Origin of the sequence: Fervidicoccus fontis Kam940 (genome assembly GCF_000258425.1) — an archaeon.
GTDB classification, from domain to species: Archaea; Thermoproteota; Thermoprotei_A; order Sulfolobales; family Fervidicoccaceae; genus Fervidicoccus; species Fervidicoccus fontis.
Genome location: NC_017461.1, coordinates 769,146 through 793,709, shown reverse-complemented (window position 1 = coordinate 793,709; position 24,564 = coordinate 769,146). Strand labels below are relative to the sequence as shown.

Sequence of the window (24,564 nt, the reverse complement as noted above, 5' to 3'; positions counted from 1 at the left end):
AGCTATGGTGACAACCTTTCCGGATCTCTCGGGAGCAACCTTACTTCTCTTATGTTTTTAAGCCCAAGCATCATTTGAACCAGCCTTTCCAACCCTAGTCCTGCACCTCCATGAGGCGGCATTCCGTATCTGAAGAACTTTATAAAGAACTCAAAGTTCTTTACATTTAGTCCCTTTTCCTTTATCTGGTTCTCCAACACGTCTGCCCTATGCTCTCTCTGGCTCCCACTAACTATCTCCGTACCTCTATATATCAAGTCAAAGCTTCTCGTTAAGCTTGGTTCTTCCGGTTTTTTCATTGTGTAAAATGGTCTATATAGCCATGAATATTCAGTTACAAAGAATAACTGTGAACCATATTCCTTCTCCATAATTTCTCCTAGGAGCCTTTCTCCTTCAGTATCAAGATCATTCGGATCAGGTTGCTTAAAACCTTTGTTTTCCAGCAACTTATGGGCTTCCCTAAGTGTTATTCTTGGAACATTGCTTGGAATTTCTGGAATTCTTGGGAAGTACTGCTTAATATAACTTCCGTATTTTTCATTGACTTTTTTTATGGAATAAATTACAGCATTTTCAACCATCTTCATAACATCTTCATGGCTATCAATAAAGCTCATTTCTATATCTACTGATTCATATTCTGTTAAATGCCTATTCGTATGATGCTTTTCAGCTCTATATGCTGGACCAACTTCAAACACTCTTTCAAAGCCTGCTGCCATCATCATTTGTTTATAAAGTTGCGGGCTCTGAGCAAGAAAAGCCGGTTTATCAAAGTAGATAACAGGAAAAACCTCAGCACCTCCTTCTGTAGCTTCAGAAACGATTTTTGGAGTAAAAACCTCAATAAATCCATTGCTTCTGTAAAATTCTCTTAATGCGTTGACTGCCTCATCTGTTACCACAAATATTAGCCTATTTCTTGTAGCCCTTAAATCCAAAAATCTCCAGTCAAGTCTGACATTTATATTTGTCTTTTCCCAATCTTCAGGAACTATAGGCACAGGCTTAGTTGCCCTCGATATTGTGTATAGTTTCTCCACAACTATCTCTCTATCTCCTAAAGATGTTTTTGCTTCTTTAACCTCTCCTTTTATTGCTACAACATCTTCAGAACCCAGTTCAGATGCCTCATTAAAAAGTTTTTCATCTATATTTTTCTTTATTACTGCTTGCACTTTTCCGCTTCTGTCTCTTAGTACAATAAAAATTACTCCTCCGATGATTCTTACTGCTTCTATCCATCCAGCAATAAGCACTTTTTCTCCGTTATTCTTCGAAAAGACATCGGCTATTCTTATCCTTTCTTTCAGAGATGAACTCATATTAAAAACTCTCCTCAGAAGAAATTACCACTATTTATAAAAATAAAAAATAATAAGATTAATAAGCTATTTGATTAAAAAGAAAACCTTAATCATCTCTTGTTTTCTAAAAAATTATTGAGAGTGTTAATTTTGATAGTGATAGAAAAAAATGATACAAAAAACCTTAGAGGAAAAACACTAATAGTTGGTTTTCCGGGTATGGCCTTAGTTGGAAAGGCTACCGCAGATTTTCTCATATCAAAAATGAAGCTCGAAGAATACGTGGAATTCTTTCCTGTTCAATCTCCAAGCTCAGTAATAGTAATGGATGGAATCATACAGCCATTGTCCATAAAATTATACTCATCATCATCACTGCAAATTGCAGTTCTAACAGCTAGTTTTCAGCCTCAAGGCGAAGAGGCTCAAACAGCATTAGCATTTGATCTCAGCAAAAAGCTTGTAGACCTAGGTTTTTCTAAAATCATTTCTGCAGCTGCATATGTTTCTCCTGAAATAAAAAACGGAAGGAAAGTTTTTGTTGCGGCGACAAATAAAGAATTTATCGATGAACTGTCAAAAGTTGGTTGTGTGCCAATGAACGGCGGTATCTCGGGGCTAAACGGATTAATTCCGGCACTGGCAGAAATGTACGGTATTGAGGGAGCTGTTCTGCTCGGAGAAACGAGTGAAGTCTATGTGGCAAGCAATGTTGTTGATTATATGGCAGTCGGTGAAATATTAAGAGTCCTTTCATCTTATTTAAAATTTGAAATTGATCTAGAAGACCTGACTTCCAAGGCTAAAGATATAGATGAGAAAATTAAAAAGGCAATGGAAAAGGGGTTCCAAGAAGTAGCAGAAGAAAAAGAGGAACAACCATCAACACATATGTAAACATTTAAGCTGTGAATTTTATGAGCATGAAGAATAGGAATATCAGGATAAGTTTTCTCTGGCAATTAGCTTCTTTTTTTGAACAGTCAGAAGTTCGTGAGGAAAACGGCAAAAAAATAGTTGTAAAAAATTATATAAAGCCAAACGGACTTATCAAATGGTTCCTTTTAAATATTCCTATAGTATGGTTTTTCTATCAATTTACTGTAGATCCTTTAGAAAGGATGAAAAGAGAAGTAAATTTTTTTGAGAGTTATTCAGGAGAAGTTTTAGTTCCTAAGATTATTGAAAAGAATTTTGAGAAATATTACATAAAGAGAGAGTACATTGATGGTAGAGTCCCAAATCTAAAGAGCCAAGAAGACCTTTATAGAGTTGGAGTAGCTCTTGGAAATATTCACAATAAGGATTTTTGCCTTGGTGACACTAGACCGCAAAACTTTCTAATTTTAAATGAAGACATGGCAATAATCGATGCTGAGCAATCTACTCACGAATGCAAAAAGAAGGAGACCAAGGCCTGGGACTTGGCTTTACTTTTTCTGTTCGAGTTTTGGGACGATCCATTAATTGAACCGGAGAGATATTTTGAGCTTATAGATGCTATATATAGGGGGTATTTAAGCTCTAATGAAGACGTAGGTTGGGAAGAGATAAAGAATATTTTTCCAGTAATAGTTTTAATTCCGCCTTCTTTGCTTACGTCTATTAAAAAAGCATTGTCTTGATTAAGTTTAGATTGAACGCTTTGTCGATAAGGCAAAAAATAACATCGCTATTAAATTTAATGCTATTATATAGTCAATGAGTGCACTTTTGCTGACTATATAGAAAACAGCTATAATAATACCTCCAATACCCATTGCTATTCCCTGGACAAGCGAATATACTCCAAAGCCTCCAGCAACATCTTCTTTAGCTAGTTCAGCAACTGCAGCTCTGAACACTGATTCATAATAGCCAGTAACTGTTCCCCACAGTATAGAACCTAAAAATAAGAGGAAAAGGGAATTCTCAAATAAAAGCAATATATTGGAGAATATGCTAATTATTGGGATAGGATAAATAGTTTTCACTCCATATTTATCAAAAAGCATTCCAAGCGGAATCGCTACAGCTGCGTCAGCTGCCATAGCTAATACGTAGAGAATTGCAGCGTATTGAGCCCCGATTCCCTCCAATGTAATTCTGTAAGAAATAATGCCCCATTGAGTAAATGATACTGATATCAGAAATATGCTAACAAGGAAGAATCTAAATGTTCCTCTTGGGACTCTAAAGCTTATTCTTTTATCAGTGTGAACAGATTCTATTTTTGGATACTGAATCATTGCAGAAAATACTAATGCTATTGCAATTGTTGCAGGAATAGCTAAGAATAAATATGCATAATAGAATCCACCATGACCAGCTAAATAATATGCAACTATTAATGGTCCTGAAACAGCTCCAAGCTGGTCTAGAAATTCATGTATTCCGAACCCTTTTCCAGAGCCTAAGCCCTTTATTAGTTCTGAAAGAATTATATCTCTTGACGGGCCTCTCAATCCCTTTCCTATTCTTTCAAGCATATACAATATAAAAGCAATTATCCAATTGCCACTAATGGCAAGAAGAGGAATTACTGCTAAATTTGTTACGTAACCAGTTATTGTTAAAAACCAAAGAAATGAGCTACTTCTGTATTTTGTTACGAGGATCCCTGAAAATGCTCTAAATAAGTATGCTAATAATTCGCCTATACTTAGCATTCCTGCAAAAATTAAGGGGGCTTTAAGAACTTCTAAATATGCTCCTCCAACAGATCTAGCACCTTCATAAGTCATATCAGCAAACAACGAAACAAAGCTTAGAATCAGAAATACTCGAATTTTTTTGTCTATTTTCAAAAAACACACCTCTTTTAATGGAATAAAAGATCTCTAAATTAATCGTGGATTATTTATTTTTCAGATAATAAATAAATGATAAATTTTAATTTATTCATGAAATTTTAAGCCGCGGCCGGGATTTGAACCCGGGACCTCTGCCTTACCAGGGCAGCGCTCCACCAGGGCTGAGCTACCGCGGCTCTCATCTTGAAGTTTAAGAATTTCAGATTATTATTTTTTATTCTACAATAAACAATGTGTCTCAAAACTTTTTATTTTAATTTCTACAAACTGAAAGCCTCGCCTTTTAAGGCGGGAGGACGTCAGAATTTTGTCAATAATGAGACTATATGTATTCAGAATCGGGCTAAGCTTTATTCTATGATTTGTTTTAGGGTTAAGTCAACTAAGGGGTTGGATTGTATTTCTCTGAGCAATTTAATATGCAGGAATAGGTGGATATGTTTAAGCTAAAAAAGATTCGTGGCTCACAAAAAGCATTTCATTCAGTTTTCATTCTAAAAATTTATATAACATGTCTTTTTTAAAATAAAGTAAGATATATTAATCTATACAGATTTTTCTGCATCGTTCGAATTAATTTTACCAAAAGGGAAAAAATGTTATGTGTGGAATTATTGGGATATATAGTAGAGATGGAATAGACGTAGATATCATCAAGAAAATGAATGACATGATTAAACATAGAGGCCCTGATGATGAAGGCTATTTTATTCTAACCGAGAATCTACAAAGCATACATGCAGTTGGTAAAGATTCACCCCTATTTGGAAAGTTTGATGCAATTGAAAGCATAAAAGGAAAAGCTAAGGTTGCGCTCGCAAATAGGAGACTTTCTATTATCGATGTTAGCGAAAAGGGACATCAGCCTTTATTTTTCGAAAATTTTGCTTTGGTATTGAATGGAGAAATATACAACTATAGAGAGATAAGAAGAGAGCTTGAAGATAAAGGTTACAATTTCTATGGGGACAGCGATACGGAAGTTGCTTTAAAAGCTATTGCAGAGTACGGTTTCGATGAAGCACTAAAAAAGTTCATAGGAATGTTCGCGGTCTTGGTTTATGATAAGGCGAAAAACACCCTTTATGGAGCAAGGGATAGGTTTGGAATAAAACCCCTTTTCTATTATAACGATGAGGAAAATTTTTATTTTGCATCGGAAATTAAGGGATTCTTACCTGTAGTTGAGCTTAAGCCAAATAAAGAAAGAATGGCTGAGTATTTGCTTTTTGAGAGGAAAATTTCTGAGAAAACGTTCTTTGACGGGATAAAGCAGATCCTTCCAGCATCGTATTTCATCCTTAGCAAAGATGGATTAAAGATCGAGAAGTACTGGAATCCAAGATACGAAAGTACGTTAAATGCTGGGAATAATGAAGTTGAAAAATATGTAAAGGCATGGAAAGAAAAGTTTGCCGAAAGCGTTTCGCTTCATTTGAGGAGCGATGTTCCCTTAGGATTTGAGGTTAGTGGAGGGATAGATTCTACAAGCTTGGTATCTATATCGAAGGAAATGCTCGAGAAGAGCGTAGTAAAGGAACGAGGGTTTGATCTCAAAAACATAAAGCTCTTCAACGTGAAAATAAAAGAAAATGTGAAAATAGACGAGTCCTCGATTGCTGAGAAGTTTGCTGAATACTTAGGACTTAAGGACAACCTCATAGAGATCTCTGTTTCGCCTCAAGATTTTCTATCAGAGCTCGAAAAGATAATTTATTTCGAAGAAGAGCCTCCAGAAGGCTTGAGCCCTATACTGCACTGGTTTTTGTCTAAAGAGGCTTCAAAACATGTGAAAGTTCTGCTTAATGGACAGGGAGGAGATGAGCTTCTAGGAGGATACCATGCATATATTCCTTTATATATAAAAGAAGTGCTTAGGAAGAAGGGTGTCATATCCGCTATAAAAGAAACCTGGAAACTGAGATACTATATATTTGACAAGGCTAAATATGCGTTAAAAGTTTATATCGGAAAAAGAGAAAGTTTAGGAATGAGCTTGCTCGGGAAAGATTTGAAAATGCATAATAGTAGGGATAGCATCTCAATTCTGAATGAGGCTTTATATAAAGACTTAACTGGAGGGAGACTTGCGGAAATTTTGAGAGTAGAAGATAGAAATAGTATGGCTCACAGTATAGAGATAAGAGTTCCTTATATTAACCATATACTTGCAGAATTTACATTATCTATGCCAGAAGACTTGAAGATCAGAAACGGTTATACTAAATGGATTCATAGAAAGGCAATGGAAGGATTGGTGCCTAAAGATATACTTTGGTCGAAGAAGAAGCTTGGCTTTCAAGCACCAGAATACGAGTGGCTCATATTGTTAAAAAAGAATTTTATTGAAGTGCTTTCCAATTCAGAGCTTGTAAAGGATGGCTTTCTAAAGGCTGATGCGGTAAGAGGGCTTATAAAAAATGTGGAAAAAGAAAAAATAGACAGAGAGCTTTCTCGATTTTATTGGAGAGTTTTCTTACTTGAGGTTTGGTATAGAACTTTCTTTAAGCACAAGCCCCAGTTCTAAAGAAACCTACTATTTAATCTACAGCTTCTTATAAAAATATATGGAAAATTTAGATTTATTGCTCTTTTAGGAGGCGGATACTCTTTAATTTTGGGGGTTAAAGAAGCGAAAGTCCCCTTCCGTGAGGGAGGGGATGTATAGCCCCCTTATAAAAATTTTTATAGTTATCAAAAAATAAAATATTCTTCGTGCGGGGTCGGGACTGCCCTTAGAGCCTGTGGACGGGAGAACTCTGCTATACATACCCTTTTCTGAGAGAGCGTATAGTAAGTTTCCTGGAAGAAGCAGGAAATCTCCATCGCGAGATGGAGATGCCCCGTCCGTAAGGGCGGGGTAGTTCACGAATTAAAATCATAGAAAGGAAATAAAACGAAGTTATAAGGATTAAATCGACCTAAGTACTCCCCCGTCCACTGGAATAAAAGCGCCTGTTATATATGAAGAATAGGGACTTATGAGAAAAGCTACAGTATAGCCAATTTCTTCTGGCTTTCCTAACCTTCCAAGAGGTATCTCCTTTGTCATGTCATTAAGCACTTCTTCTATTGTTCTGTTCTCTCTTTTTGCTCTGTCAGAAGCAAGTTGCAGAGATCGTTCCGTTTCTATATGTCCTGGAAGGACTGCATTGACTCTAATTTTATACCGCGCAAGCTCTTTTGAAAGCGTTTTTACGAGTCCATGTACGGAGATTCTTAACACGTTGGAAAGAGCAATATTAGGTATAGGCTCTTTCACAGCAATACTTGTTAAAAATATCATTGAAGGGTTTTTAGATTCCTTTAGAAAAGGTATGCTTTCTTTAGCCAAAACTATTGCTGAGTTTATAAGTAAATTAACACCTTCTTCCCAATCATCATAATTTAGCTCATTAAAATATCCAGGCTTTGGCGGACCCGTTACGTAAACTAACGAATCTAGACCGCCAAGGGACTTTGCGGATTCTTTTACTAATCTAATAGCTTCGTCTTTATTAGAGATATCAGCAACTATTCCCTTAGCATTGTTTTTATACGGATATTGCAGTTTTTCAATAGCCTTTATAACACCTTCTTCACTTCGTCCGTTGATTACTACTTTGGCCCCGTTTTCCAATAAAACCTTAGCTATTCCGAAACCTATCCCTCTGGTTGAAGCAGTAACTAAAACCTTCGTGTTGCCTATATTAAAAGCACTCATGTCTGTTTCACTTATCTAATAGTTTGCAAAATACTATTTTTAACTTCATATATTAATTTTACTAGGAAATTACGCCCGTATCTCTCGCTAGCTTTTCTGCAGCTTCCCAAGTGAGCCCTCTATCTCCTAATATTGTATATCTTTCAGGCCTAATTTTATGTGCTATCGTTAAGGCTTCTATAATGATATTTTCTGGAATTCCTAACTCTTTAGCCGTTGTAGGAGCACCTACTTTCTTTAAAACTCTCCTGACTTTCTTCCAATTCATTCTGTGAAGCTTTGACATCATAATTGTACCCACACCCGTTTGTTCACCATGTAAGGCAGGTTTTGGAGCAATTTTATCCAAGGCATGGCTGAAGAGATGCTCGCTACCGCTTGCTGGTCTTGTAGAACCTGCAATTCCAATTGCGACACTACTGCTTATTAATGCTTCTAATACAATTCTAGTAGCTTCAACATCGGTTTTTGAAATTATATCGCTGTATTTTATTATGTGCTTTGCAGATAGTAGAGATAAACCTGCAGCGTAGGAGCCGTAATATTCATTTCTTAATAAGTGAGCTAATCTCCAATCTGAGACGGCAGTGAGTTTTGCTATGGCGTCACCTGCTCCAGCGATCAAGAGTTTTCTTGGAGATGAGGAAATAATTTCCAGATCAGCTATTACGCAGATCGGCTCAACTGCTTTTACCGAAGTGCTCCAGCCTCCTCCTTTAAGGCTGGCAAATGGACTTGCTATACCATCATGACTTGCAGAGGTCGGTATGCTTATAAACGGAATGCTAATTTGACTTGCTGCATATTTAGCTAAATCAATACTTTTCCCTCCTCCGAATCCTATTATTAAATCAATACTTTTCCCTTTGGCATCACTTATTATTTGTTTTGCCTCCTCGATGGTGGGGCTTTCCGATTTTTTTATATATAGCTCGAGTTCTTTACTTTTCAGTCCTTCCTCCAACTTCTTTCCATACGTGTCCCATACATGAGGCCCTGTTACAACGTATACCTTTTTAATATTCTTGCTTAAATTTAACGGAAGATATTGGATTATATCTTTAAGCAAGTCTTTTCCTATGACAACTCTTTTCATAAGATCAATTATATGAACGTCTTTTTCCATTTAAAAGTTACACCATGTTAAGTTGGATATTGATATTTAAATAATTCTATATTTCGTCAATAAATAATTTAAATTTCTATGAGAAAAGAAAAAATAAAGCCCATAAAGAAACGAATACTGCTTAGAAGTTTTTTATTAGAAATGCCGCTATTGCTTTAGAAAGGGTTGGAGGAACGCTTTCGCCAATCATGTTATACTGTTCATCTTTTCCTCCAAGGAAAACATGTTCGTCTGGATAGCCCATTAGCCTTGCTTGCTCTCTCACGGTGATCAGCCTATTTTCTTCCGGATGCAGAAATCTACTACTTCCTAGCACTGTAGGCGCAATTCTATTACCTTCAAGTCTTATCATGTTTGGTAGAACTCTGCCGCCGTGACCTTCATATCTAATCAAAGCTTCTCCAGGAGATATCTTTGAAACTTTTCTCTCTTTTTTAAAACTCAAATTTGTCAAATCATGATTTGGGGGAAAATTAGGATTAGGCGATGGGAGTCCTTCTAAAGCTTCAGCAACCGTTACTTTCTTGTTGCATTTTTCTGGTTTTATTTCAATGTTAGAGATAAATATCCTTGTCCTTTTGCTTGGAGTGCAGTATTCTTCAGCCTTTAATATATTAAAATAAATTTCCTTATATCCCGATCGCTCAGCTTCTTTTTCAAGTGCATCCTTTAGCCCATCTTCAAGAATAGCAGGAACATTTTCCATTATCCAAATTGAAGGCTTCAATTCGCCAACTATGCGGAAAAAACTTAGAGTTAAGATTCCCATAGGATCCGAATATAATCTATCTAATGGTTTATTCATCCTTTTTTTATTAGCAGCAGTATAAGGCTCACAAGGGGGGCTTCCAATTACAATATCTGGAGCTCTACCAAGGGCATCAAGTATATCTTTACCACTTACTTCTTTTATGTCCTCAGCAATCACAATTGTCTCAAGGAAGTTATATTTATATGTTCTTGCTACGTTTTTTTCATTATCTATAGCTATTTTTACTTTAAAACCTACGTCATGGAACCCTCTGCTAAACCCTCCACCACCACAAAAAAGATCAACTACCGTAATTTCTTTCGGATTCAATTTTAATTTCTTCCTCCAGCTTCTTTATATATTTCTGAAGAAATTCTTCATATTTGCCTTTTTGGGTAAATTCTAAAGGTTCATTACAGATTTTACACCTAAAATCATTTTCTAAAGCCTCATCAAACGTATACTCTCTTCCGCACTTTTTACAGTAATAAATTCCAACTTTTCCTTCCTCGGATGCAGCTTTCTCTTTTAGCTTTTTAAGTACCTCCTTTTTTCTTTCAAGTAAGGTTGCAGCCAGCCCTTCCCAGTTTATTTTCCAATAGTATATGTAGTAATTTGTTTCTTCATCTCTTACTCTTCGATATACAACTACATTGATATCATGTAGCTTGTAGAGCAGCTTTCTAACGAGGTTTTTGCTCATGCCAAGCTTTTCCGATAAAGTGTCCTCCGTGGCTTCGGAATTCTCTTTCGCTAAAAACCTAAATATCAAAAGTGATGGATTAGTTGCCATTTTTGAAATGAATTCTTCAAGAGGATCATTCGGGACAACATTTTCAGGCATCGTTATATTTTTCCTTCTCATCTTTATTTCCTCCGATACTAATAACTTTTTTTCCTGATGCCGAAGGTTCAATTTGAACTTTGGCATCTTCAAATTTATAATATAGTTCTTGTCCATTATATAGTCTATCTAAAAAAATTGCAAGTGCAGCAACTTCACTATGAGGCTGATTTCCAACTGAAATATTGAAGTCTGCTATTTTGTAAATTTCTCCAGGCACTTTTTCTGAACCTATTATTATAAGTACGGGCTTCCCTGCTTTTTTTATTCCATCAATTTCTCTTTCAAGCTCAAGTCCGTACATAGTTAGGTGAACGATAACGCCCTTCATATAATTTCTCCAAATACTGATGTAATCTTTATAGCTTAATCCGCAGGACACCAGCTTAAATCCTCTTCCCCACCTTTTTTCAACAGATAATACATTGTCCATAACGCTCATGTCGCAAACTTCAGAAAGAAAATAATAAGATGCTCCAAATGCTCTAGCAACTAAGGCCGTGTGGGTGGTTATCCTTTTATCTCTTTTTGGTCTATGTCCTAACCTTAATATGCCTGCTTGCGGTTCAATGCCTTCCATATCACATTCACCATTTCATCTATGCCAAGTCCTTTTTTAGCGCTTACTTTTGCCAAGCCTACAAACATTGGAAAAACACTTTTGCATGTTTGGTAAAGCTTAGCCCTTTTTTCTTCAATATCATCCCTACCTGTTTTTTCAACTTTATTTAAAGCTACAACTATTGGTTTATATAGCGATTCTATATTCGAAAGCGTAACGCTTGCTTGTTTAACTCTTTCTTCTATTAAAAAAAGATCTTCAGTAGAATCTAATAAAAGTAAAAGGACATCTGCTTCTCTTATTTCTTCTAGTGTGCTATAAAAAGCCTCAATTATTTCAGGAGGGACATTCATTACAAAGCCAACTGTATCAATAACGAGAAATCCCAAATTAGAAAGAGATACTTTAGGCGAAATAGTTGTAAAGGGCTTATTGCTCGTTTCTTTATTAGAACCAGTAAGCAAGTTGAAAAGGGTGGTTTTTCCCGCATTCGCATAACCTATTATTGCTATTAAAGGCAGTCCAGATACCCTTCTTCTCTCTCTTAATATATCTCTTCTAATTCTAATTTCTTCTAGCTCTCTTCTCGTTTTTGCTACTTGTCTTCTAAGCTGTCTATAGTATTTATCTATAGCATAAGTACCTCCTGCCAAAAAACCAGGCAACTCTCCTCTTTTTGAATTGTTAAGCACTTCTCTCACTAACGGTAGCATATGTCCACTTCTGGCAAGGGATATTTGAAGCTTTGCTTCCTTTGAACCAGCGTTTGATTCAAATACTTCTAATAATAGCAATGTCCTATCTATAACATCTGCCTTAGTTGCTTTTATTATATTTATTTTATCTCTTGGCGGAAGTTCAGGCTCAATGAGAATTACTTCAGCTTTGACTTTTTCCTTCTTTTCAACTATTTCTCTAAGCTTATAATCGCTTATTAAATATCTACCGCTATTTTTCCTAATAGTTACGCTTTCTTGAATATCAAGACCAATTAGCACAGATAGGGTTTTCATTTCTTCTATTATATAACTGGGAGATTCTCTGCCAAAGACAAAAACAGCATTTTTCTTCAGAACCTAATTACCTCCGTTTTTTAAGATTTGCTACATCTCCTAAAGTTAATTCGTTAAGTGAAGCTTCTTCAGACTCTTCCTCTTTCTTTTCTTCTATAACTGGTTCTAGAAGTTTGATTCCTAGCGCCTTTTCTAGCCTTTTGCTTAATTCTATAGATGGCCTCAGCCTCCCTTGTTCTATCCTCCTTAAGACGCTTTCTTTTTCCATGACTTTTTGCGATAAGGCGAGCAATGTTAAACCTAGCTTTTCTCTTGCGTTCTTTATTTTTATGTAATAATCATCGACCACTTCGTATTCTATTTCTTCTTTTTTCTTCTTTTTTTCCTGCATCTTCGGCTTTTGGATTTGAGAGTTTTTCTTTTCATCTTCAGCATTTACTTTAGAAGTGCTTTTCTGTATTTGCTTCCTATAGCACTTTTCACATACTGTTAGAGAAACGCCATCTATATTTACCTTATATGCCCTTCCTTCTATCGGTGAGCCACAAAGCTCACAGTATAGTGCTTCTGGCATTTTTAGCACCCGCTATATCCTACTATATTTAAACCAAATGCAAAAAATATAACTTTATTAGTCTATTATAAATTTGGTAATGGGGGTTAATTTTTATCATGGAATCAGCCGACGACATTTCGAATGCCAATTCTACAAATGTTTTGGCACATATAAAATATTTAGAAGAAAAGTTGAAAGTACTGGAAGAAGAAAAAGCTAGGCTAGAGAAGGATATAAATAGCTATAAAGAAGAGAAAGAAAAATACATAAAATATCTAGAGGAAAAAATAAAGGAGTTAGAAGAAGAAAAGCTTATGCTTAATAGAGAAGTTAAATATTATAAGGAAGAAATGGAAAAGCTTTTAGCTCCACCTCTAATCGAAGCTTCGGTGCTTGATATACTTCCTGATAAAAGAGTGGTTGTTAGAAGTAGTACTGGTCCTAACCTAATAGTTACTGTAAGCGGAAATATATCAGTAGATCAGCTCCTTCCAGGTACAATCGTCGCAATAAATCAGAGAGGTTCAAGCATAGTAGAGGTCCTTCCACAGAGAGAAGATCCTTATGTTAAGGCAATGGAAGTTATTGAGAGACCAAATGTAAAGTATAAAGATATTGGCGGTTTATCGAAGCAAATACAGGAAGTGAGAGAGACAGTTGAGCTTCCGTTAAAGAAGCCTGAACTGTTTAAGAAAATAGGCATAGAGCCACCAAAAGGGATTCTTCTTTACGGTTCTCCAGGAACGGGCAAGACCATGCTTGCTAAAGCTGTAGCAAGTGAAACAAATGCAACTTTTATTAGGGTTGTTGGAAGCGAATTTGTTCAGAAATTTATTGGCGAAGGCGCAAGAATAGTTAGGGAGGTTTTTGAATTAGCAAAAAGGAAGGCTCCTGCAATTATATTTATAGATGAAATAGATGCTATAGCAGCAAGAAGGATAGACATAGGAACAAGCGGGGAAAGAGAGGTTCAAAGAACAATGATGCAATTGCTTGCCGAAATGGATGGATTTGATCCTTTAGATAATGTAAAGGTAATAGCGGCAACCAATAGAATTGACATTTTAGACCCGGCTATACTTAGGCCTGGAAGGTTTGACAGGATTATAGAGGTCCCTCTCCCTGATAAGCAGGGAAGAATTGAGATATTTAAGATTCACATTAAAAAGATGAATGTAGAGAAGAACTTAGATATAAGGAAACTCTCGGAACTTACTGAAGGATTTGTCGGGGCCGACATAAAGGCTGTCTGTGTAGAAGCGGGATATAATGCTATCAGAGAAGAAAGGGATTTAGTTACCATGGAAGATTTCATTAAGGCAATAGAAAAAATTAAGGGAAGAAAGAAAGAAGTTGAACCCGAAGTGCCACAAGTTTCCACGGCATATTAGCCTAAAATCTTCTTTTATATTTTAATATTTTATTTCATTTTGATAGGAAAAATATATAAAAATTGAAAACCTTCATCCTTAGCAACGAAAAGTACATATTCATATTTATAATCCCGCGTTTGGAATAGATATTATAGTTAAAACGATATAAAGCTTTAATTTTATTTTGTATCGTAATTTCTTTGAATTTAAAAGAAAAAATTGAAGCAGATTACAGCCTCAAGATAAAAATGAATTTCAATACGATTGAGGGAGATAAAGAATTATGCCTGGAGATAAAAACGAGGATAGTATAAGCGAAATCAAGCATATTCATTTGCCTGAGTATGAAGAAATCTATAATAAAGTATATAGAAGAGTAGGGAAAATTATCGCGAAGCAAAAAACTCTTAAGACTTCATATGGAAGAGAAAATGCAATAGAGCTTCTCAATACTGCATATAATATAATAAAAGATAAAATCGAGGAATATGATAAACTTTACAAGCTTATTTCTAAGAACGAAAAGGTGAAAGGATATTTATTGATTGTTTTAGGAGAGGATGCTATAAATAAGTTAAAGAAAGCATCTTATCTCAAATATAAGCTCAGTCAAGTATACTCTCTAGCAAAAATAGAGATGCTTTCAAGCGATGATAGAGATCTTAGGAAAAAAGGAATAAGAGCGGCATCCCGTCTTATTTCTCTAGTTAAAAGGAACAAAAAGCTCCTTGAAGATATAATTAATATAAAAAAAGAGTTACAATTGATAGCAGATACTGGCGAGTTTCCACCTATAGTTATAGTTGGACCTCCCAATTCAGGAAAGAGTACATTAGTACAAAAAATCGCTGAGTCGAGAACTATTGTAGCTAGTTATCCATTTACTACAAAGGAAGTAGTGCCTGGAAGACTGAAAGCATCTCAATTAATAAATTTAACTGTATTAGACACTCCTGGAATCTTAAGGAAGAACTTCAGTGAAATGAATATAATAGAGAGAAGGGCTTTCGCTACTTTAAAAATATTCAATGGAGTTATCGTATTTGTCATGGATCCTTCTAAAGAAAGCACGATGAACTTAAAAGAGCAATTAGAACTAATCAAAATGTTCAGGGTAGAAGTGCTGAACGTAATAGTAGCAGTAAACAAGGTTGATCTCATAGAAAACTTTGAGAAAGATGTTATAAGAAGTGAACTTGAAAAAATAGGGGTATATGACATATTTTTTATAAGTGCTCTAAACAATATAAACATAGGAGAGTTAGTAGAATATTTAAAAGAAAAAGTATTGCAGAAAAGGTGAATAAAGAGCAATGGAAAATGTTGATGATAATTATTTTAAAAATTACCAGAACCTTTTAGAAAGACTTTACAAAAAAGTCCCTGCTCCAGCAAGTAGTGGCGAAAGGTTTGAACCACCTAAATTAATAGCGCATCAAATGGGCAATCAAACGGTAATAAGGAACTTCAGAGAAGTTGCAGATAAGTTGAGAAGAGAACCTGAACTTTTGGCAAGATACTTCTTAAAAGGATTGGCAACCTCCGGAAATTATGACAGAGAAAGTGGCACTTTGTTGCTTAACTCAAAGTTGAACGTTGAAACGCTGAATAATATACTTAACAAATTTATAGAATCATATGTAATTTGTCCGACATGTGGCAGGCCAGACACTGTTATAATAAAGAAAGGAAAAATATGGATTCTGAAATGCGAGGCTTGCGGTGCAGAGGGACCAGTAAAACCATTTTAATGGTGTTTAAAAAAGGTGGAATGCAAAGGATTTTCGCTTAAAGTTTTTTATAATGAGAGGAGAAAATTCGTTCTTGTTTGCGATTTCGAGTTGCTAGGAAAAAAATTTGTTGAAGGGCATTACATTCTTGATGTAAGCAGAGAATATTATGAGGGCGAATGCGCTAATGAAGAAGAAGTAGCTGTTCAAATAAAAGATGCTGATTACGTTTCTTTAATAGGAGATCAGTCTGTTAAATTAGGAATAAATGAAGGATTGGTACATAAAGATGCTATTGTAAAAGTTCAGGGAGTCCCATTTGCTATTTTCATAAATACCTTGACGTGATATTGTAGATAAAGAGCGAGGAAAATAATTATGAGAAAAATATGCCCTATATGTGGCAGAGAGGAATCTAAAAATCTCCCCTTTGTTGGAGGAATATGTGTTGAATGCTATTTGAATAAAAATCCTTTAGAAATAAAGGCTATTACATTAAATAAATGTAAGATATGCGGAAAAATTCGGTATAAAAACGATTGGATTTTCGCCAATGAAAACTTTTATTCCGAAATTTTTGCTAAGGAAGTAGAAAAAAACAATAAGAAAAAGTTTATTCAGTTTGGACTAGATCTTAAAGCAGTACCATATAAAGAGAAAGTTTTAGTTACAGTACAGAATGAAATAGGAAAATATGAAACTTATTTGGATCCTATCATAGATTATAAATTTACGATATGCCCTCAGTGTTTGGCAAGAAAAGCTGGAAGCTATGATTCAGTTATACAAATAAGGGGAACTAATAAGTTAGACTTTGAAGATAAAAAAATTATAATGAATTTAATCGAAAAATTGCCTTACGATCTTAAACAGCATATAGTTACAATAACTGAAAATAAAGATTGGATAGATGTTGAAATCGTCGGACATGAAAAGGCCAGACTTATAGCTTCATTTTTATCAGAGAAGCTTGGAGGAGAAACAAAGCAGACTTTTAAGCTTATTTCTACGAAAAAAGGCGAAAGAAATTCCAGGCTTACAATTTCGCTGAGAATAGACAAAAGAAGAGAAGTTGGCGAAATTGTAGAGCATCAAGGGTCACCTGCAGTAATTATTGAAAGAACAAGCAGGTTCTTAAAGCTATTTAAGCTGAAGGAAAGAAAGGAAATAAAACTTGACCTAAAAGAGATAAGGAAAAACGTGAAAACCTTTGAAGGGGAAATAAAGAGCGTAACTGTCCAAGCAGTTCTTCCAGACAGAGTTATAGTTATAGATGATAGCTACAACGTTGACAACATATCATTCCAAAATGTATATGGTGAGCCAAGTAAAGGAGAGAAAGGAAGAATTGTGTTTACTGAAAATGATTTGTTTTTAGTTATTCCATAAGTTTGAGTTAGTTTATAGAAATCATGGCTTCTCACTTAAGTTCTCCTCTCCCTTAGGGATATAATAATATTCACCAATTCTCTTTTGCTCTCTATCGTTATAGCTATCCTTTTTGTTAATTCGTGGCCTTCCTGTAGACGGATCCCTCCTGAATGTAATATCTAAGATTTTGAGAAACTTATTCATGCCTTCTCTGAGCTCCATAGGAGAGTTGGCAAATCCATGCTCACCAGGTTTTCCCTCAAAAACCATTATTCTTGAACAAATATAATCTATAATCGAAAGATCATGCTCTACCACAAATGCAGCAACGCTCCGTGACTCTGTAAGCCTTCTAATTACTTTAGCAACCGAAAGTCTTTCTTCAACATCAAGATAAGCGCTAGGCTCATCCAATAGGTAAAGCTCTGCATCCTTAATCAATGAAACTGCTAATGCTAACTTTTGTAATTCTCCTCCACTAAGTTCAGATACTTCCCTTTCTCTCAGCTTATAAAGTCCAAACGGTCTGACTATATCTTCATAAGCCCAAGTTCCTGTAGATAGCGACTGAGGATTAGCATTAATTAGGTTCTCCTCGACTGTCTTTTTTTCAAATATTTCTGGGCTGACATACTGAGGTTTATAGCTAAACTTTATTTCCTCATCTTCGGGTCGATCCTCACTAATCATAGAAACAAGTTTCTTCACAAAGGTAGTCTTTCCGATCCCGTTAGGTCCCAATATGCCAATAACTTCCCCCTTTGATGCACTCCCTGGCTTGACATCGAGCCTAAAGCCATCAAGCGAAATTGTAAAGTCCCTCCACTCAATGTAGATTTCATTTGATTTACCGCCATGCCTCTGTGGAGGAGCTTCAGAAACGTGAAATCTTATTGGTTCTTTTCTTATTCTCATGTTTTCAGCAGGAAGGTAACCATCTAAGAAGTGATTTATGCCTGATCTAGTGCTGTAAGTCTTAGATGCGACTCCATAAACCCCCGGCTCTCCATACATAACCACGATATTGTCTGACAGATAGTCAAGTAGGGCTATGTCATGTTCAATTACAATACTGTAGCTCTCTTTAGGGACTAGTTCCCTTATAAGAGATGCTATTCTTATTCTCTCTCTCACATCTAAAAAGCTACTCGGCTCATCAAATATGTAAAGATCAGCCTTTTTTGACAATGTGGCAACAATGAGAATCTTTTGTAGCTCTCCGCCGCTGATATTTTTAACGTCTCTTTCTAAAACTGGAGATAAACCAAGTTCGCTTGCGAGTTTGATTGCAATTCCCCTTTCATCCGCTTTTTCTAAAAGCGTAGAAACCTTTCCGCTTAAATATCTTGGAACTAGCTCGACATATTGTATTTTATGCGCTACTTTAATCTTCTTGCTATAAACTTTTTGGAAATATTCGAAGAGTTCTGTCCCTCTAAATCTCTCTAGTACTTCGTTTTCTGAAGCTTTTCTCTCTTTATCACCGAAGTTAGGAATAAGCTCGCCAGCTAATATTCTAATAGTAGTTGTCTTTCCTATACCGTTTTTCCCAATTATTCCAAGGACCTCTCCCTTCTTGGGTACCGGCAATCCAAAGAGCTTAAAACCGTTTTTTCCGTATCTGTGGATAGCCAATTTACTCAATTCGTCAGGTAAGTTCTCAATTTCTAAAGCATTATAGGGGCATTTCTTTACACAAATGTTACACCCTATGCAAACATTTTCATAAATAACGGGCTTACCTGTGTTAGAATCTATCTCTATAGCTTTTGATGACCTTCTGCTTCGGTTAACTGGACAAAATCTGATACATTCAAGATTACATTTTGTGGGTTTGCATAAAGAATAATCAATTACTGCAACTCTCAAGTTGATACACCTCATTATACTACGTAGAAGGGCTCAGCTACAAAAGCCGCTAACATCATTTTTCAGTGCCGTCACCAAACATCATAGCCCTTTCCCGCCTTGCTCTTCTCCGTAAGTTTTCCATAGCCCAGTTATTCTTCTCTTTTTTAATCTTCTGGCCTCTCTTTCTAAATAAGAATAAACAACTGAATGAGGCTTACCATCAATTAGCATCCTTATTGCCCTTTCTGCAATTGACGCTTGTTCAAAATCGCCGATTATTCCGATAGCGCTTTCGCCTATAACAACCTTTGAACCAGTAGTTTCCTCTATAATTTTTCTAGTTCTTCCTTCTTCTCCAATTATTCTTGATTTAATCCTTTTAATTCCGTTCGGGTCTTCATTAATTTCCTTAAGGTTTATTACTATCAGAATTTGGTCCTCGTCAAGAAGTCTAAAAGCCTCCTCTGGGGTGAAGCCAATAGCTATGGCTCTTATAATCTCTTTGGCCTTAATTATGCTATCTGCCTTTGTGTTTTCATCTCTTGGCTCTATGTATACAATTCCAGTGTTGCTTTCAATTTTTATATTAGTAGAGGTAGCCTGCTCTATCATTTCTTTAACCTTACCGTTTTGTCCTATCACTGCCCCTATTCTTTCTTCTGGAACTAACTCATAAGCCCTTGAAATGCTACTTTTAGACATCTTCACTCCTCCATGCATTTTTTTATCTCTTCAATTAACTCTCTGTCCTCAATAATTTTTAAGTCGAACAATCTCTTAAAAAACCTGTTAATATTACCAATATCTTTTGATAAAAAATCTATCGCATTAGGATGTTTAATATGTACGGCTTGAGATACATCAATTATAAATGGAGTATCATTAAATATCATAATGTTATATTCGCTCAGATCTCCATGAACAAGATTAGCTCTACACACAATCTTCTTAATATTTTCGATTATTTCATTATATATAATTCCAGGGTTTTCCAGATCTGCTCCTAACTCTTTCAGCAGAGGCGCTCTTACACCATTTTCGCCGATGAAGTCCATAACTACAATGTTTCTGTTTTGAGCGTAAGGTTTTGGGACCGAAACCCCGCTTTCGTACATCTTTTTTAGATTTACGTACTCTTTTTTAGCCCAGAACGACATCAGCTTATGTGTGTTTCCTATTTTTATGCTTTCAAATCTAGGATCTCCCAAAATATATTTTAAAATTCCCTGCTTAAATTCGCTTGAAAATGTAAGGTAGATTTTTATTGCAAATTCTTTTTTATTTTTATCAATACCTCTGTAAACCCTCGATTCTTTGCCAGCGCTTACTACACCGCTTATTTTAATGAGATCTAACTTTCTCATTATCTCATATAAAGACTTAATAGTAAATGAATCAAAGACCTCTTCTACAGTCTTAATAAGGTCTTCAGTTTTTTCCTTTTTTTCCTCTTTTTTACTTTTTAATGATATAAAATCATCAATGGAATCAGAATTTTCTAACAGATTTAAGCACCCTCAAGTAGCTCAGGAGGAATCAATTTTTCTTGTACAAGCTTTCTTACTTCATTATTAGAATATTTGTATAAAAGATCTGCTTTAGTATCAGATTGCATGTCCCAAGGTGCCACTAGAACTACATCTCTTTCTTTAATCCACATTTTCCTTCTAAGTCTTCCAGGTATTCTTGTTAGCCTCTTCTTTCCATCGCTACATTTGGCAATGAAGTGATCTCCTCCAAGAATTTTTTCGACTACACATACTACTGAAGATTCGTCGGGACGGGGAAATTCATTCCTCGAACCTTCTTCTTTTTTTGACATTAAACCACTCTCTTGAAAATAAACATATTTATGCTATACCTTATAACTTAAATTAAATATTAATAATTAATAAAGATTTTATAGGAAAGAAATCATCATAAAGGAGCATAATAGATAATCTTTAAAATATTATACTTATTATTTAAAAATAATAGAGGATCCCGCTAGCGGTTTACGGGACCTTGGTCCTGAGGAAACACCGTCCTCCCTGTGGCATTGGGGCCTCTTTAGAGGCAGGGGGAGATCCCCTGGCAACGGCACAGAAACGAGACGAACTCCGGTCAGATGATTATGATACCTAAAATTCTGACCGGTAACGGTCAGAAAAGGTTGAAGATACCGGAGTTACGATGAAACGGCCGACCCCCAAGGAGCAAGATCTTGCCCAGATGAGAAGCCGCATGATGGGCAAGAGGATCGCTTAGCTGAATACCGCTGAAACTACAGAAGACGGGTTATAGCGGGATCCTCATTGGTAACCATTTTTATTCCTTTATATAAAAATGATGTGAGTTAAGTTTAAAAAAGGACAAAATAGAGAAAAGTTATAATTCACTAAAAACTCATTAGACTAAAAACATGAGGTGTTACATTTTGATGTCAGAAGATGAAGAATGGTGGGAAGAGGAAGAAGAGGAGGAATGGTGGGAAGAAGAGGAGGAAGAGGAAGAAGAGGAGGAAGAATGGTAATTTAAAGGACTAGAGGAATACTACAATAAAAGTTTTTTATATAAATAAAATAAAAAGATATTTGTTGAGATATAATGATGGAAATTGTGTATCTAGAAAGTAATTCTTCTACTTTAGGCGAAAACATCACACTAAACTATTTTCAGTATATACAGTCAAACCCTAAGGTTCTACTAGCTATAATTATACAATTAGTCTTGGGGATACTGCTTGGATATATATTAGCAAAAGCTTTCAAATATATTATTGCTTTTGTCCTTGTTATAATAGCAGGCGCGATATTAAATGTTTGGTCTATTTCAGGTTCGAATGGCAATTTATTTGGAAATTTGACTGAAGCAAAAGAATATATGCAATATGTAATTCAGTTTGCAAAGTTTCTGAGTATCTTGCTAATTGGTCCTGTTCTTGCTGGATTTATTATAGGATTAATTATAGGTTGGCTTCATAAATGAATATATGCAATAATAATTCTTTTTTAGGGAACAATCGTTAGTTTCTTGAAATTCGAAGCCTAGTTGAAACCTTGGTTGAAAAGCTAAAATATAGATAATCTAAACTTCAAATATCTAGCTGGTTCTATTATCATTTATGAATTTAAAACAAATCAAAACTTCTTTTAGAGATTGATTTTGGAAATCCAATAGGAAATATATACAGAGGTTTTTCCTCCTTCTCTAAATGTAAAACTTCAGAAACCGCATCATCATCAAATGCTCCTATTGCTACAGTACCTAATCCTAGTGCTGTTGCCATCAAATAAATATTTTGACCTATATGACCCGCTTCAAAGTGAACGTACCTTATACCTCTATCTCCATATACTTGTGTTGTTATTTCATATTTTGCTACTAATATAATAGATATTGGTGCTTGTACTATAGAGTTCTGTGAATAGGCTGCTCTGGCCAGATCGTCTCTTTTATCGCCTTCCAATTTGAGCTTAATAGAGTGCTCTTCAGAAATATATTTGTATATACCGCTAATTATTTGAGGCCCTTCACATATGCTGTTTTCTCCTATAGCTACAAAAACCTCGAATGGATATGTTGCACCTGCGCTTGGTGCCACTCTTTTTGCCAACCCCTGTTTCTTACTTTCTACTAAACCTTGGGCTGACCAAAGAATAATAGATAAATGCTCAAATTTTAGGGGGTCTTTCTTAAAACTCCTTTTACTACTGCGATTTAAAATCGCTTCTTCTAAACTCATATTAGTAATCTTACGTGGAAGAAGAAGCTTGATTTTCATTACGTATCATCACTTTATTAAAAAATATTAAAGGCTTTTATATGTTATCTAAACATCCTCAGTTTAATGTCAGATTTATAAACTTATTTTTAAATCAATTCATATCATGAGCTTTAAATAAAAGTGAATAATTGGTGATGTTTAAAATGGGAAAGGTAAGAACAGCAATGGTTAAGAGAACGGCTAGGAAACTAATTACAGCTCATCCAGATTTATTTACAGAAGATTTTGAAGAAAATAAGCAATTGATAAGAAAGCTTGTCGATGTAAATAGCAAAAGAGTAAGCAACAAAATTGCAGGTTACATAACTCATTTAGTAAAAGTAACAAAGCAAAGAGGAGAATTGCAATAAAAAAATATTGGGAGAAAAATTGGTAGAAATAACACTTATAGCTAATTTAATTGAAAAAGTCGGTAGTGAAAAAATAAATGTAAAAGCTGAAAAATTGAGCGAAGCTCTTAAATTTTTGATACCCAAGCTTCCAGATATATTAGATTTGGAAGGTAAGCCAAGTGGAAATTACATTTTTTTGCTTAATGGCGCCGATTACAGAGTTTTTGGAGACGATCCGGTAGTGAAAGATAGTGATAAGGTTACAATAATACCTGTAAGCCACGGTGGATGAGTATGAGCGCTGATAATAAGTTCCTTACTTTAAAATGGGAAGATATAGAAAATGCTGTAGCTGCGATCTCGGAAAAAATTATAGAAAGCAATTTTAATCCAAATGTTGTTGTTGGAATTTTAAGAGGTGGTTGGATTCCAGCAAGGATATTTGCAGACTTTTTAGGAATAAAGGATATTGGAGCTATAGAAATAAAGTTCTATAAAGGAATAGAGGAAAAAATGGAAAGACCTGTTATAACGCAACCGCTGGTTTTAGATATTAGAAACAAGAATGTGCTTCTCGTTGATGATGTCGCAGATTCGGGAAAAAGCTTGCAGACCGCTTTGAGTGCTATAAATTTTTATGGTCCGAAAAATTTAAAGACAGTTTCTCTTTATGTAAAGCCTTGGAGCGTAATTATTCCTGATTACTACTATGGGGAAACAGATAAGTGGATAGTTTTTCCTTGGGAAAAGAGGGAGACCATTGAGGCGTTAGTTCAAGCAGAATATAAAATTATAAGCAGAGCAACAATAGACGTAGAAAAGATTTCAAAGGAATTTTCTGATAAGCTCGGGCTAAGTTATGAAGAGGTCAAGAGAATAATAACGCTTATAATATCAGAACGTTCATTTTTCAATCCTGAAACTATACATTAAAGTACAAAAATTAAGAACAAGGCAAGTTTTTGAGTTACTCCAGGTGGTCTAGCTACGAATTCTAATTGTGTCAAAGAGATCTGTGCGAATATTAAGATTATTGTAGGAAAGGAAGTTTTTTTCTTTCACATGAGCGATGAAAAAGCTGATCTTCAATATGTTGTGGAGCAGATAGAGATTCCATCCAAGCTTATCTTTTCGTGTATTCATGCAGCTAAGGCTATGGAAGAGGCATTAAATGCTAAAAGCAAAGGAGTTTCACTGAGAAATTTTCAGTTCGAGGTTATAAGAAGATTGACTATGAGGAAACAAGCTAAAGATGTTGAGTCTCTCCTTAAAGATATTGGTAATGAAGAAAAAATCTACCTCATTGTTACAAAAAAACCTATTGGAGTTAATCTTAAGTGTAAATTTTGCCCTCTAGATTCTTTTATGTACATATTCGGGAAAAGGTTCGAGGGAAAAAGTGAGGATATAGAAAAAAAGTTGGTTTCTCTAATAGCATTAACTTCTATAGATAAATGGGATAGAGATATGTCTGTTTAGAAATT

General features: G+C 35.3%; 27 protein-coding genes, 1 tRNA gene, 1 other RNA gene and 1 pseudogene. 15 read left to right on the top strand and 15 right to left on the bottom strand.

Translation table 11 applies throughout. The features are described from left to right. Positions 1 to 2: 2 nt before the first annotated feature. The gene (aspS, locus tag FFONT_RS04140; RefSeq protein WP_014557974.1) at positions 3 to 1,328 is read right to left on the bottom strand and encodes an aspartate--tRNA(Asn) ligase; all 1,326 of its coding nucleotides are present in this window, start codon (positions 1,326 to 1,328) and stop codon (positions 3 to 5) included. Between the two features lie 138 nt (positions 1,329 to 1,466). On the opposite strand from aspS, the gene FFONT_RS04135 reads away from it, so the two are divergent. Both FFONT_RS04135 and FFONT_RS04130 read left to right on the top strand, forming a co-directional pair. Next, positions 1,467 to 2,207: a PAC2 family protein gene (locus FFONT_RS04135; protein WP_014557973.1), complete on the top strand. Its 741-nt coding sequence runs from the start codon at positions 1,467 to 1,469 to the stop codon at positions 2,205 to 2,207. 20 nt (positions 2,208 to 2,227) lie between these two features. Beyond that, the gene (locus tag FFONT_RS04130) at positions 2,228 to 2,935 is read left to right on the top strand and encodes a BUD32 family EKC/KEOPS complex subunit (protein ID WP_014557972.1); all 708 of its coding nucleotides are present in this window, start codon (positions 2,228 to 2,230) and stop codon (positions 2,933 to 2,935) included. 6 nt (positions 2,936 to 2,941) lie between these two features. Here the strand turns inward: FFONT_RS04130 and FFONT_RS04125 are convergent, their stop codons facing one another. After that, the gene (locus tag FFONT_RS04125) at positions 2,942 to 4,096 is read right to left on the bottom strand and encodes an MFS transporter (RefSeq protein WP_148683638.1); all 1,155 of its coding nucleotides are present in this window, start codon (positions 4,094 to 4,096) and stop codon (positions 2,942 to 2,944) included. A 107-nt stretch (positions 4,097 to 4,203) separates the two neighbouring features. After that, positions 4,204 to 4,278 (bottom strand) — tRNA-Thr (locus FFONT_RS04120). A 425-nt stretch (positions 4,279 to 4,703) separates the two neighbouring features. Here FFONT_RS04120 and asnB point away from each other — a divergent pair. Together asnB and FFONT_RS07315 are read left to right on the top strand one after the other, a co-directional pair. Beyond that, positions 4,704 to 6,629 (top strand): asparagine synthase (glutamine-hydrolyzing), encoded by a 1,926-nt coding sequence (asnB, locus tag FFONT_RS04115; protein WP_014557970.1) that lies wholly within the window; start codon positions 4,704 to 4,706, stop codon positions 6,627 to 6,629. A gap of 178 nt (positions 6,630 to 6,807) precedes the next feature. Further along, positions 6,808 to 6,966: pseudogene (locus tag FFONT_RS07315) on the top strand (RNA-guided endonuclease InsQ/TnpB family protein); the annotation flags it as partial. Between the two features lie 47 nt (positions 6,967 to 7,013). On the opposite strand, the gene FFONT_RS04105 reads toward FFONT_RS07315, so the two are convergent. From FFONT_RS04105 to FFONT_RS04075, 7 genes are all read right to left on the bottom strand, one after another. Continuing rightward, the gene (locus FFONT_RS04105) at positions 7,014 to 7,805 is read right to left on the bottom strand and encodes an SDR family oxidoreductase (protein WP_014557969.1); all 792 of its coding nucleotides are present in this window, start codon (positions 7,803 to 7,805) and stop codon (positions 7,014 to 7,016) included. Between the two features lie 61 nt (positions 7,806 to 7,866). Beyond that, on the bottom strand, positions 7,867 to 8,931 hold the full coding sequence (locus FFONT_RS04100; RefSeq protein ID WP_014557968.1) for an NAD(P)-dependent glycerol-1-phosphate dehydrogenase: 1,065 nt from the start codon (positions 8,929 to 8,931) through the stop codon (positions 7,867 to 7,869). A 121-nt stretch (positions 8,932 to 9,052) separates the two neighbouring features. Next, the gene (locus FFONT_RS04095) at positions 9,053 to 10,012 is read right to left on the bottom strand and encodes a DNA cytosine methyltransferase (RefSeq protein WP_014557967.1); all 960 of its coding nucleotides are present in this window, start codon (positions 10,010 to 10,012) and stop codon (positions 9,053 to 9,055) included. After that, on the bottom strand, positions 9,984 to 10,547 hold the full coding sequence (locus tag FFONT_RS04090; RefSeq protein ID WP_158308312.1) for a transcription factor: 564 nt from the start codon (positions 10,545 to 10,547) through the stop codon (positions 9,984 to 9,986). Before FFONT_RS04090 ends, FFONT_RS04095 begins: the two co-directional genes overlap by 29 nt. Further along, positions 10,519 to 11,106 carry an RNA methyltransferase gene (locus tag FFONT_RS04085; protein ID WP_014557965.1) on the bottom strand — a complete coding sequence of 196 codons (588 nt, stop codon included), beginning with the start codon at positions 11,104 to 11,106 and terminating at the stop codon, positions 10,519 to 10,521. Before FFONT_RS04085 ends, FFONT_RS04090 begins: the two co-directional genes overlap by 29 nt. Next, a complete protein-coding gene (locus FFONT_RS04080; protein ID WP_014557964.1) occupies positions 11,073 to 12,101 on the bottom strand; it encodes a GTPase in 1,029 nt (342 codons plus the stop codon). The genes FFONT_RS04085 and FFONT_RS04080 overlap by 34 nt, the downstream gene beginning before the upstream one ends. A gap of 67 nt (positions 12,102 to 12,168) precedes the next feature. Beyond that, positions 12,169 to 12,675, bottom strand: coding sequence for a multiprotein bridging factor aMBF1 (locus FFONT_RS04075; RefSeq protein WP_148683636.1), 507 nt, complete (start codon positions 12,673 to 12,675; stop codon positions 12,169 to 12,171). Between the two features lie 98 nt (positions 12,676 to 12,773). On the opposite strand from FFONT_RS04075, the gene FFONT_RS04070 reads away from it, so the two are divergent. The 5 genes from FFONT_RS04070 (at position 12,774) to FFONT_RS04050 (ending at position 17,149) form a co-directional block, all read left to right on the top strand. Further along, positions 12,774 to 14,048: a proteasome-activating nucleotidase gene (locus FFONT_RS04070; RefSeq protein WP_014557962.1), complete on the top strand. Its 1,275-nt coding sequence runs from the start codon at positions 12,774 to 12,776 to the stop codon at positions 14,046 to 14,048. 265 nt (positions 14,049 to 14,313) lie between these two features. After that, positions 14,314 to 15,333, top strand: a complete 1,020-nt coding sequence (locus tag FFONT_RS04065; RefSeq protein WP_014557961.1) for a GTPase — start codon at positions 14,314 to 14,316, stop codon at positions 15,331 to 15,333. Positions 15,334 to 15,343: 10 nt separating this feature from the next. Further along, positions 15,344 to 15,781: a translation initiation factor IF-2 subunit beta gene (locus tag FFONT_RS04060; RefSeq protein WP_014557960.1), complete on the top strand. Its 438-nt coding sequence runs from the start codon at positions 15,344 to 15,346 to the stop codon at positions 15,779 to 15,781. A 15-nt stretch (positions 15,782 to 15,796) separates the two neighbouring features. After that, complete coding sequence (locus tag FFONT_RS04055) at positions 15,797 to 16,108, top strand: DUF424 domain-containing protein (protein WP_014557959.1); 312 nt, start codon at positions 15,797 to 15,799, stop codon at positions 16,106 to 16,108. A gap of 30 nt (positions 16,109 to 16,138) precedes the next feature. Continuing rightward, positions 16,139 to 17,149 carry a 60S ribosomal export protein NMD3 gene (locus tag FFONT_RS04050; RefSeq protein ID WP_014557958.1) on the top strand — a complete coding sequence of 337 codons (1,011 nt, stop codon included), beginning with the start codon at positions 16,139 to 16,141 and terminating at the stop codon, positions 17,147 to 17,149. Between the two features lie 21 nt (positions 17,150 to 17,170). Here the strand turns inward: FFONT_RS04050 and FFONT_RS04045 are convergent, their stop codons facing one another. From FFONT_RS04045 to FFONT_RS04030, 4 genes are all read right to left on the bottom strand, one after another. Then, on the bottom strand, positions 17,171 to 19,015 hold the full coding sequence (locus FFONT_RS04045; RefSeq protein WP_148683635.1) for a ribosome biogenesis/translation initiation ATPase RLI: 1,845 nt from the start codon (positions 19,013 to 19,015) through the stop codon (positions 17,171 to 17,173). A 66-nt stretch (positions 19,016 to 19,081) separates the two neighbouring features. Next, the gene (locus tag FFONT_RS04040) at positions 19,082 to 19,684 is read right to left on the bottom strand and encodes a KH domain-containing protein (protein ID WP_211206211.1); all 603 of its coding nucleotides are present in this window, start codon (positions 19,682 to 19,684) and stop codon (positions 19,082 to 19,084) included. A gap of 2 nt (positions 19,685 to 19,686) precedes the next feature. Then, positions 19,687 to 20,346, bottom strand: coding sequence for a serine protein kinase RIO (locus tag FFONT_RS04035; protein WP_014557955.1), 660 nt, complete (start codon positions 20,344 to 20,346; stop codon positions 19,687 to 19,689). A gap of 143 nt (positions 20,347 to 20,489) precedes the next feature. Further along, entirely contained in the window at positions 20,490 to 20,804 is a 315-nt protein-coding gene (locus FFONT_RS04030) for a translation initiation factor aIF-1A (protein WP_014557954.1), read from the bottom strand. Positions 20,805 to 20,959: 155 nt separating this feature from the next. On the opposite strand from FFONT_RS04030, the gene rnpB reads away from it, so the two are divergent. Continuing rightward, an RNA gene (gene rnpB, locus FFONT_RS04025) (RNase P RNA component) lies at positions 20,960 to 21,274 on the top strand. Positions 21,275 to 21,568: 294 nt separating this feature from the next. After that, on the top strand, positions 21,569 to 21,949 hold the full coding sequence (locus tag FFONT_RS04020) for a hypothetical protein (RefSeq protein ID WP_148683633.1): 381 nt from the start codon (positions 21,569 to 21,571) through the stop codon (positions 21,947 to 21,949). Positions 21,950 to 22,091: 142 nt separating this feature from the next. Here the strand turns inward: FFONT_RS04020 and FFONT_RS04015 are convergent, their stop codons facing one another. Further along, entirely contained in the window at positions 22,092 to 22,706 is a 615-nt protein-coding gene (locus tag FFONT_RS04015; RefSeq protein ID WP_014557952.1) for a SagB/ThcOx family dehydrogenase, read from the bottom strand. A gap of 185 nt (positions 22,707 to 22,891) precedes the next feature. Here FFONT_RS04015 and FFONT_RS04010 point away from each other — a divergent pair, with 185 nt between their 5' ends. The 4 genes from FFONT_RS04010 to FFONT_RS03995 all read left to right on the top strand — a co-directional run bounded on the left by FFONT_RS04010 (position 22,892) and on the right by FFONT_RS03995 (position 24,559). Then, the gene (locus tag FFONT_RS04010; protein ID WP_014557951.1) at positions 22,892 to 23,098 is read left to right on the top strand and encodes a 30S ribosomal protein S17e; all 207 of its coding nucleotides are present in this window, start codon (positions 22,892 to 22,894) and stop codon (positions 23,096 to 23,098) included. Between the two features lie 19 nt (positions 23,099 to 23,117). Next, the gene (locus FFONT_RS04005; RefSeq protein WP_158308311.1) at positions 23,118 to 23,372 is read left to right on the top strand and encodes a MoaD/ThiS family protein; all 255 of its coding nucleotides are present in this window, start codon (positions 23,118 to 23,120) and stop codon (positions 23,370 to 23,372) included. Positions 23,373 to 23,374: 2 nt separating this feature from the next. Then, positions 23,375 to 24,013, top strand: a complete 639-nt coding sequence (locus FFONT_RS04000) for a phosphoribosyltransferase (RefSeq protein ID WP_014557949.1) — start codon at positions 23,375 to 23,377, stop codon at positions 24,011 to 24,013. A 129-nt stretch (positions 24,014 to 24,142) separates the two neighbouring features. After that, positions 24,143 to 24,559 (top strand): hypothetical protein, encoded by a 417-nt coding sequence (locus FFONT_RS03995; RefSeq protein WP_014557948.1) that lies wholly within the window; start codon positions 24,143 to 24,145, stop codon positions 24,557 to 24,559. The last annotated feature ends 5 nt before the right edge of the window (positions 24,560 to 24,564 follow it).

Coding starts and splice junctions, on each gene's coding strand:
- FFONT_RS04040 (WP_211206211.1), bottom strand. CDS start 19,684: ATGTCTAAAAGTAGCATTTCAAGGGCTTATGAGTTAGTTCCAGAAGAA.
- FFONT_RS04015 (WP_014557952.1), bottom strand. CDS start 22,706: ATGAGTTTAGAAGAAGCGATTTTAAATCGCAGTAGTAAAAGGAGTTTT.
- FFONT_RS04065 (WP_014557961.1), top strand. CDS start 14,314: ATGCCTGGAGATAAAAACGAGGATAGTATAAGCGAAATCAAGCATATT.
- FFONT_RS04050 (WP_014557958.1), top strand. CDS start 16,139: ATGAGAAAAATATGCCCTATATGTGGCAGAGAGGAATCTAAAAATCTC.
- FFONT_RS04085 (WP_014557965.1), bottom strand. CDS start 11,106: ATGGAAGGCATTGAACCGCAAGCAGGCATATTAAGGTTAGGACATAGA.
- FFONT_RS04100 (WP_014557968.1), bottom strand. CDS start 8,931: ATGGAAAAAGACGTTCATATAATTGATCTTATGAAAAGAGTTGTCATA.
- FFONT_RS04090 (WP_158308312.1), bottom strand. CDS start 10,547: ATGAGAAGGAAAAATATAACGATGCCTGAAAATGTTGTCCCGAATGAT.
- FFONT_RS04045 (WP_148683635.1), bottom strand. CDS start 19,015: ATGAGGTGTATCAACTTGAGAGTTGCAGTAATTGATTATTCTTTATGC.
- FFONT_RS04130 (WP_014557972.1), top strand. CDS start 2,228: ATGAGCATGAAGAATAGGAATATCAGGATAAGTTTTCTCTGGCAATTA.
- FFONT_RS03995 (WP_014557948.1), top strand. CDS start 24,143: ATGAGCGATGAAAAAGCTGATCTTCAATATGTTGTGGAGCAGATAGAG.
- FFONT_RS04105 (WP_014557969.1), bottom strand. CDS start 7,805: ATGAGTGCTTTTAATATAGGCAACACGAAGGTTTTAGTTACTGCTTCA.
- FFONT_RS04070 (WP_014557962.1), top strand. CDS start 12,774: ATGGAATCAGCCGACGACATTTCGAATGCCAATTCTACAAATGTTTTG.
- FFONT_RS04020 (WP_148683633.1), top strand. CDS start 21,569: ATGATGGAAATTGTGTATCTAGAAAGTAATTCTTCTACTTTAGGCGAA.
- FFONT_RS04010 (WP_014557951.1), top strand. CDS start 22,892: ATGGGAAAGGTAAGAACAGCAATGGTTAAGAGAACGGCTAGGAAACTA.
- FFONT_RS04035 (WP_014557955.1), bottom strand. CDS start 20,346: ATGAGAAAGTTAGATCTCATTAAAATAAGCGGTGTAGTAAGCGCTGGC.
- FFONT_RS04060 (WP_014557960.1), top strand. CDS start 15,344: ATGGAAAATGTTGATGATAATTATTTTAAAAATTACCAGAACCTTTTA.
- FFONT_RS04000 (WP_014557949.1), top strand. CDS start 23,375: ATGAGCGCTGATAATAAGTTCCTTACTTTAAAATGGGAAGATATAGAA.
- asnB (WP_014557970.1), top strand. CDS start 4,704: ATGTGTGGAATTATTGGGATATATAGTAGAGATGGAATAGACGTAGAT.
- aspS (WP_014557974.1), bottom strand. CDS start 1,328: ATGAGTTCATCTCTGAAAGAAAGGATAAGAATAGCCGATGTCTTTTCG.
- FFONT_RS04080 (WP_014557964.1), bottom strand. CDS start 12,101: ATGAAAACCCTATCTGTGCTAATTGGTCTTGATATTCAAGAAAGCGTA.
- FFONT_RS04030 (WP_014557954.1), bottom strand. CDS start 20,804: ATGTCAAAAAAAGAAGAAGGTTCGAGGAATGAATTTCCCCGTCCCGAC.
- FFONT_RS04075 (WP_148683636.1), bottom strand. CDS start 12,675: ATGCCAGAAGCACTATACTGTGAGCTTTGTGGCTCACCGATAGAAGGA.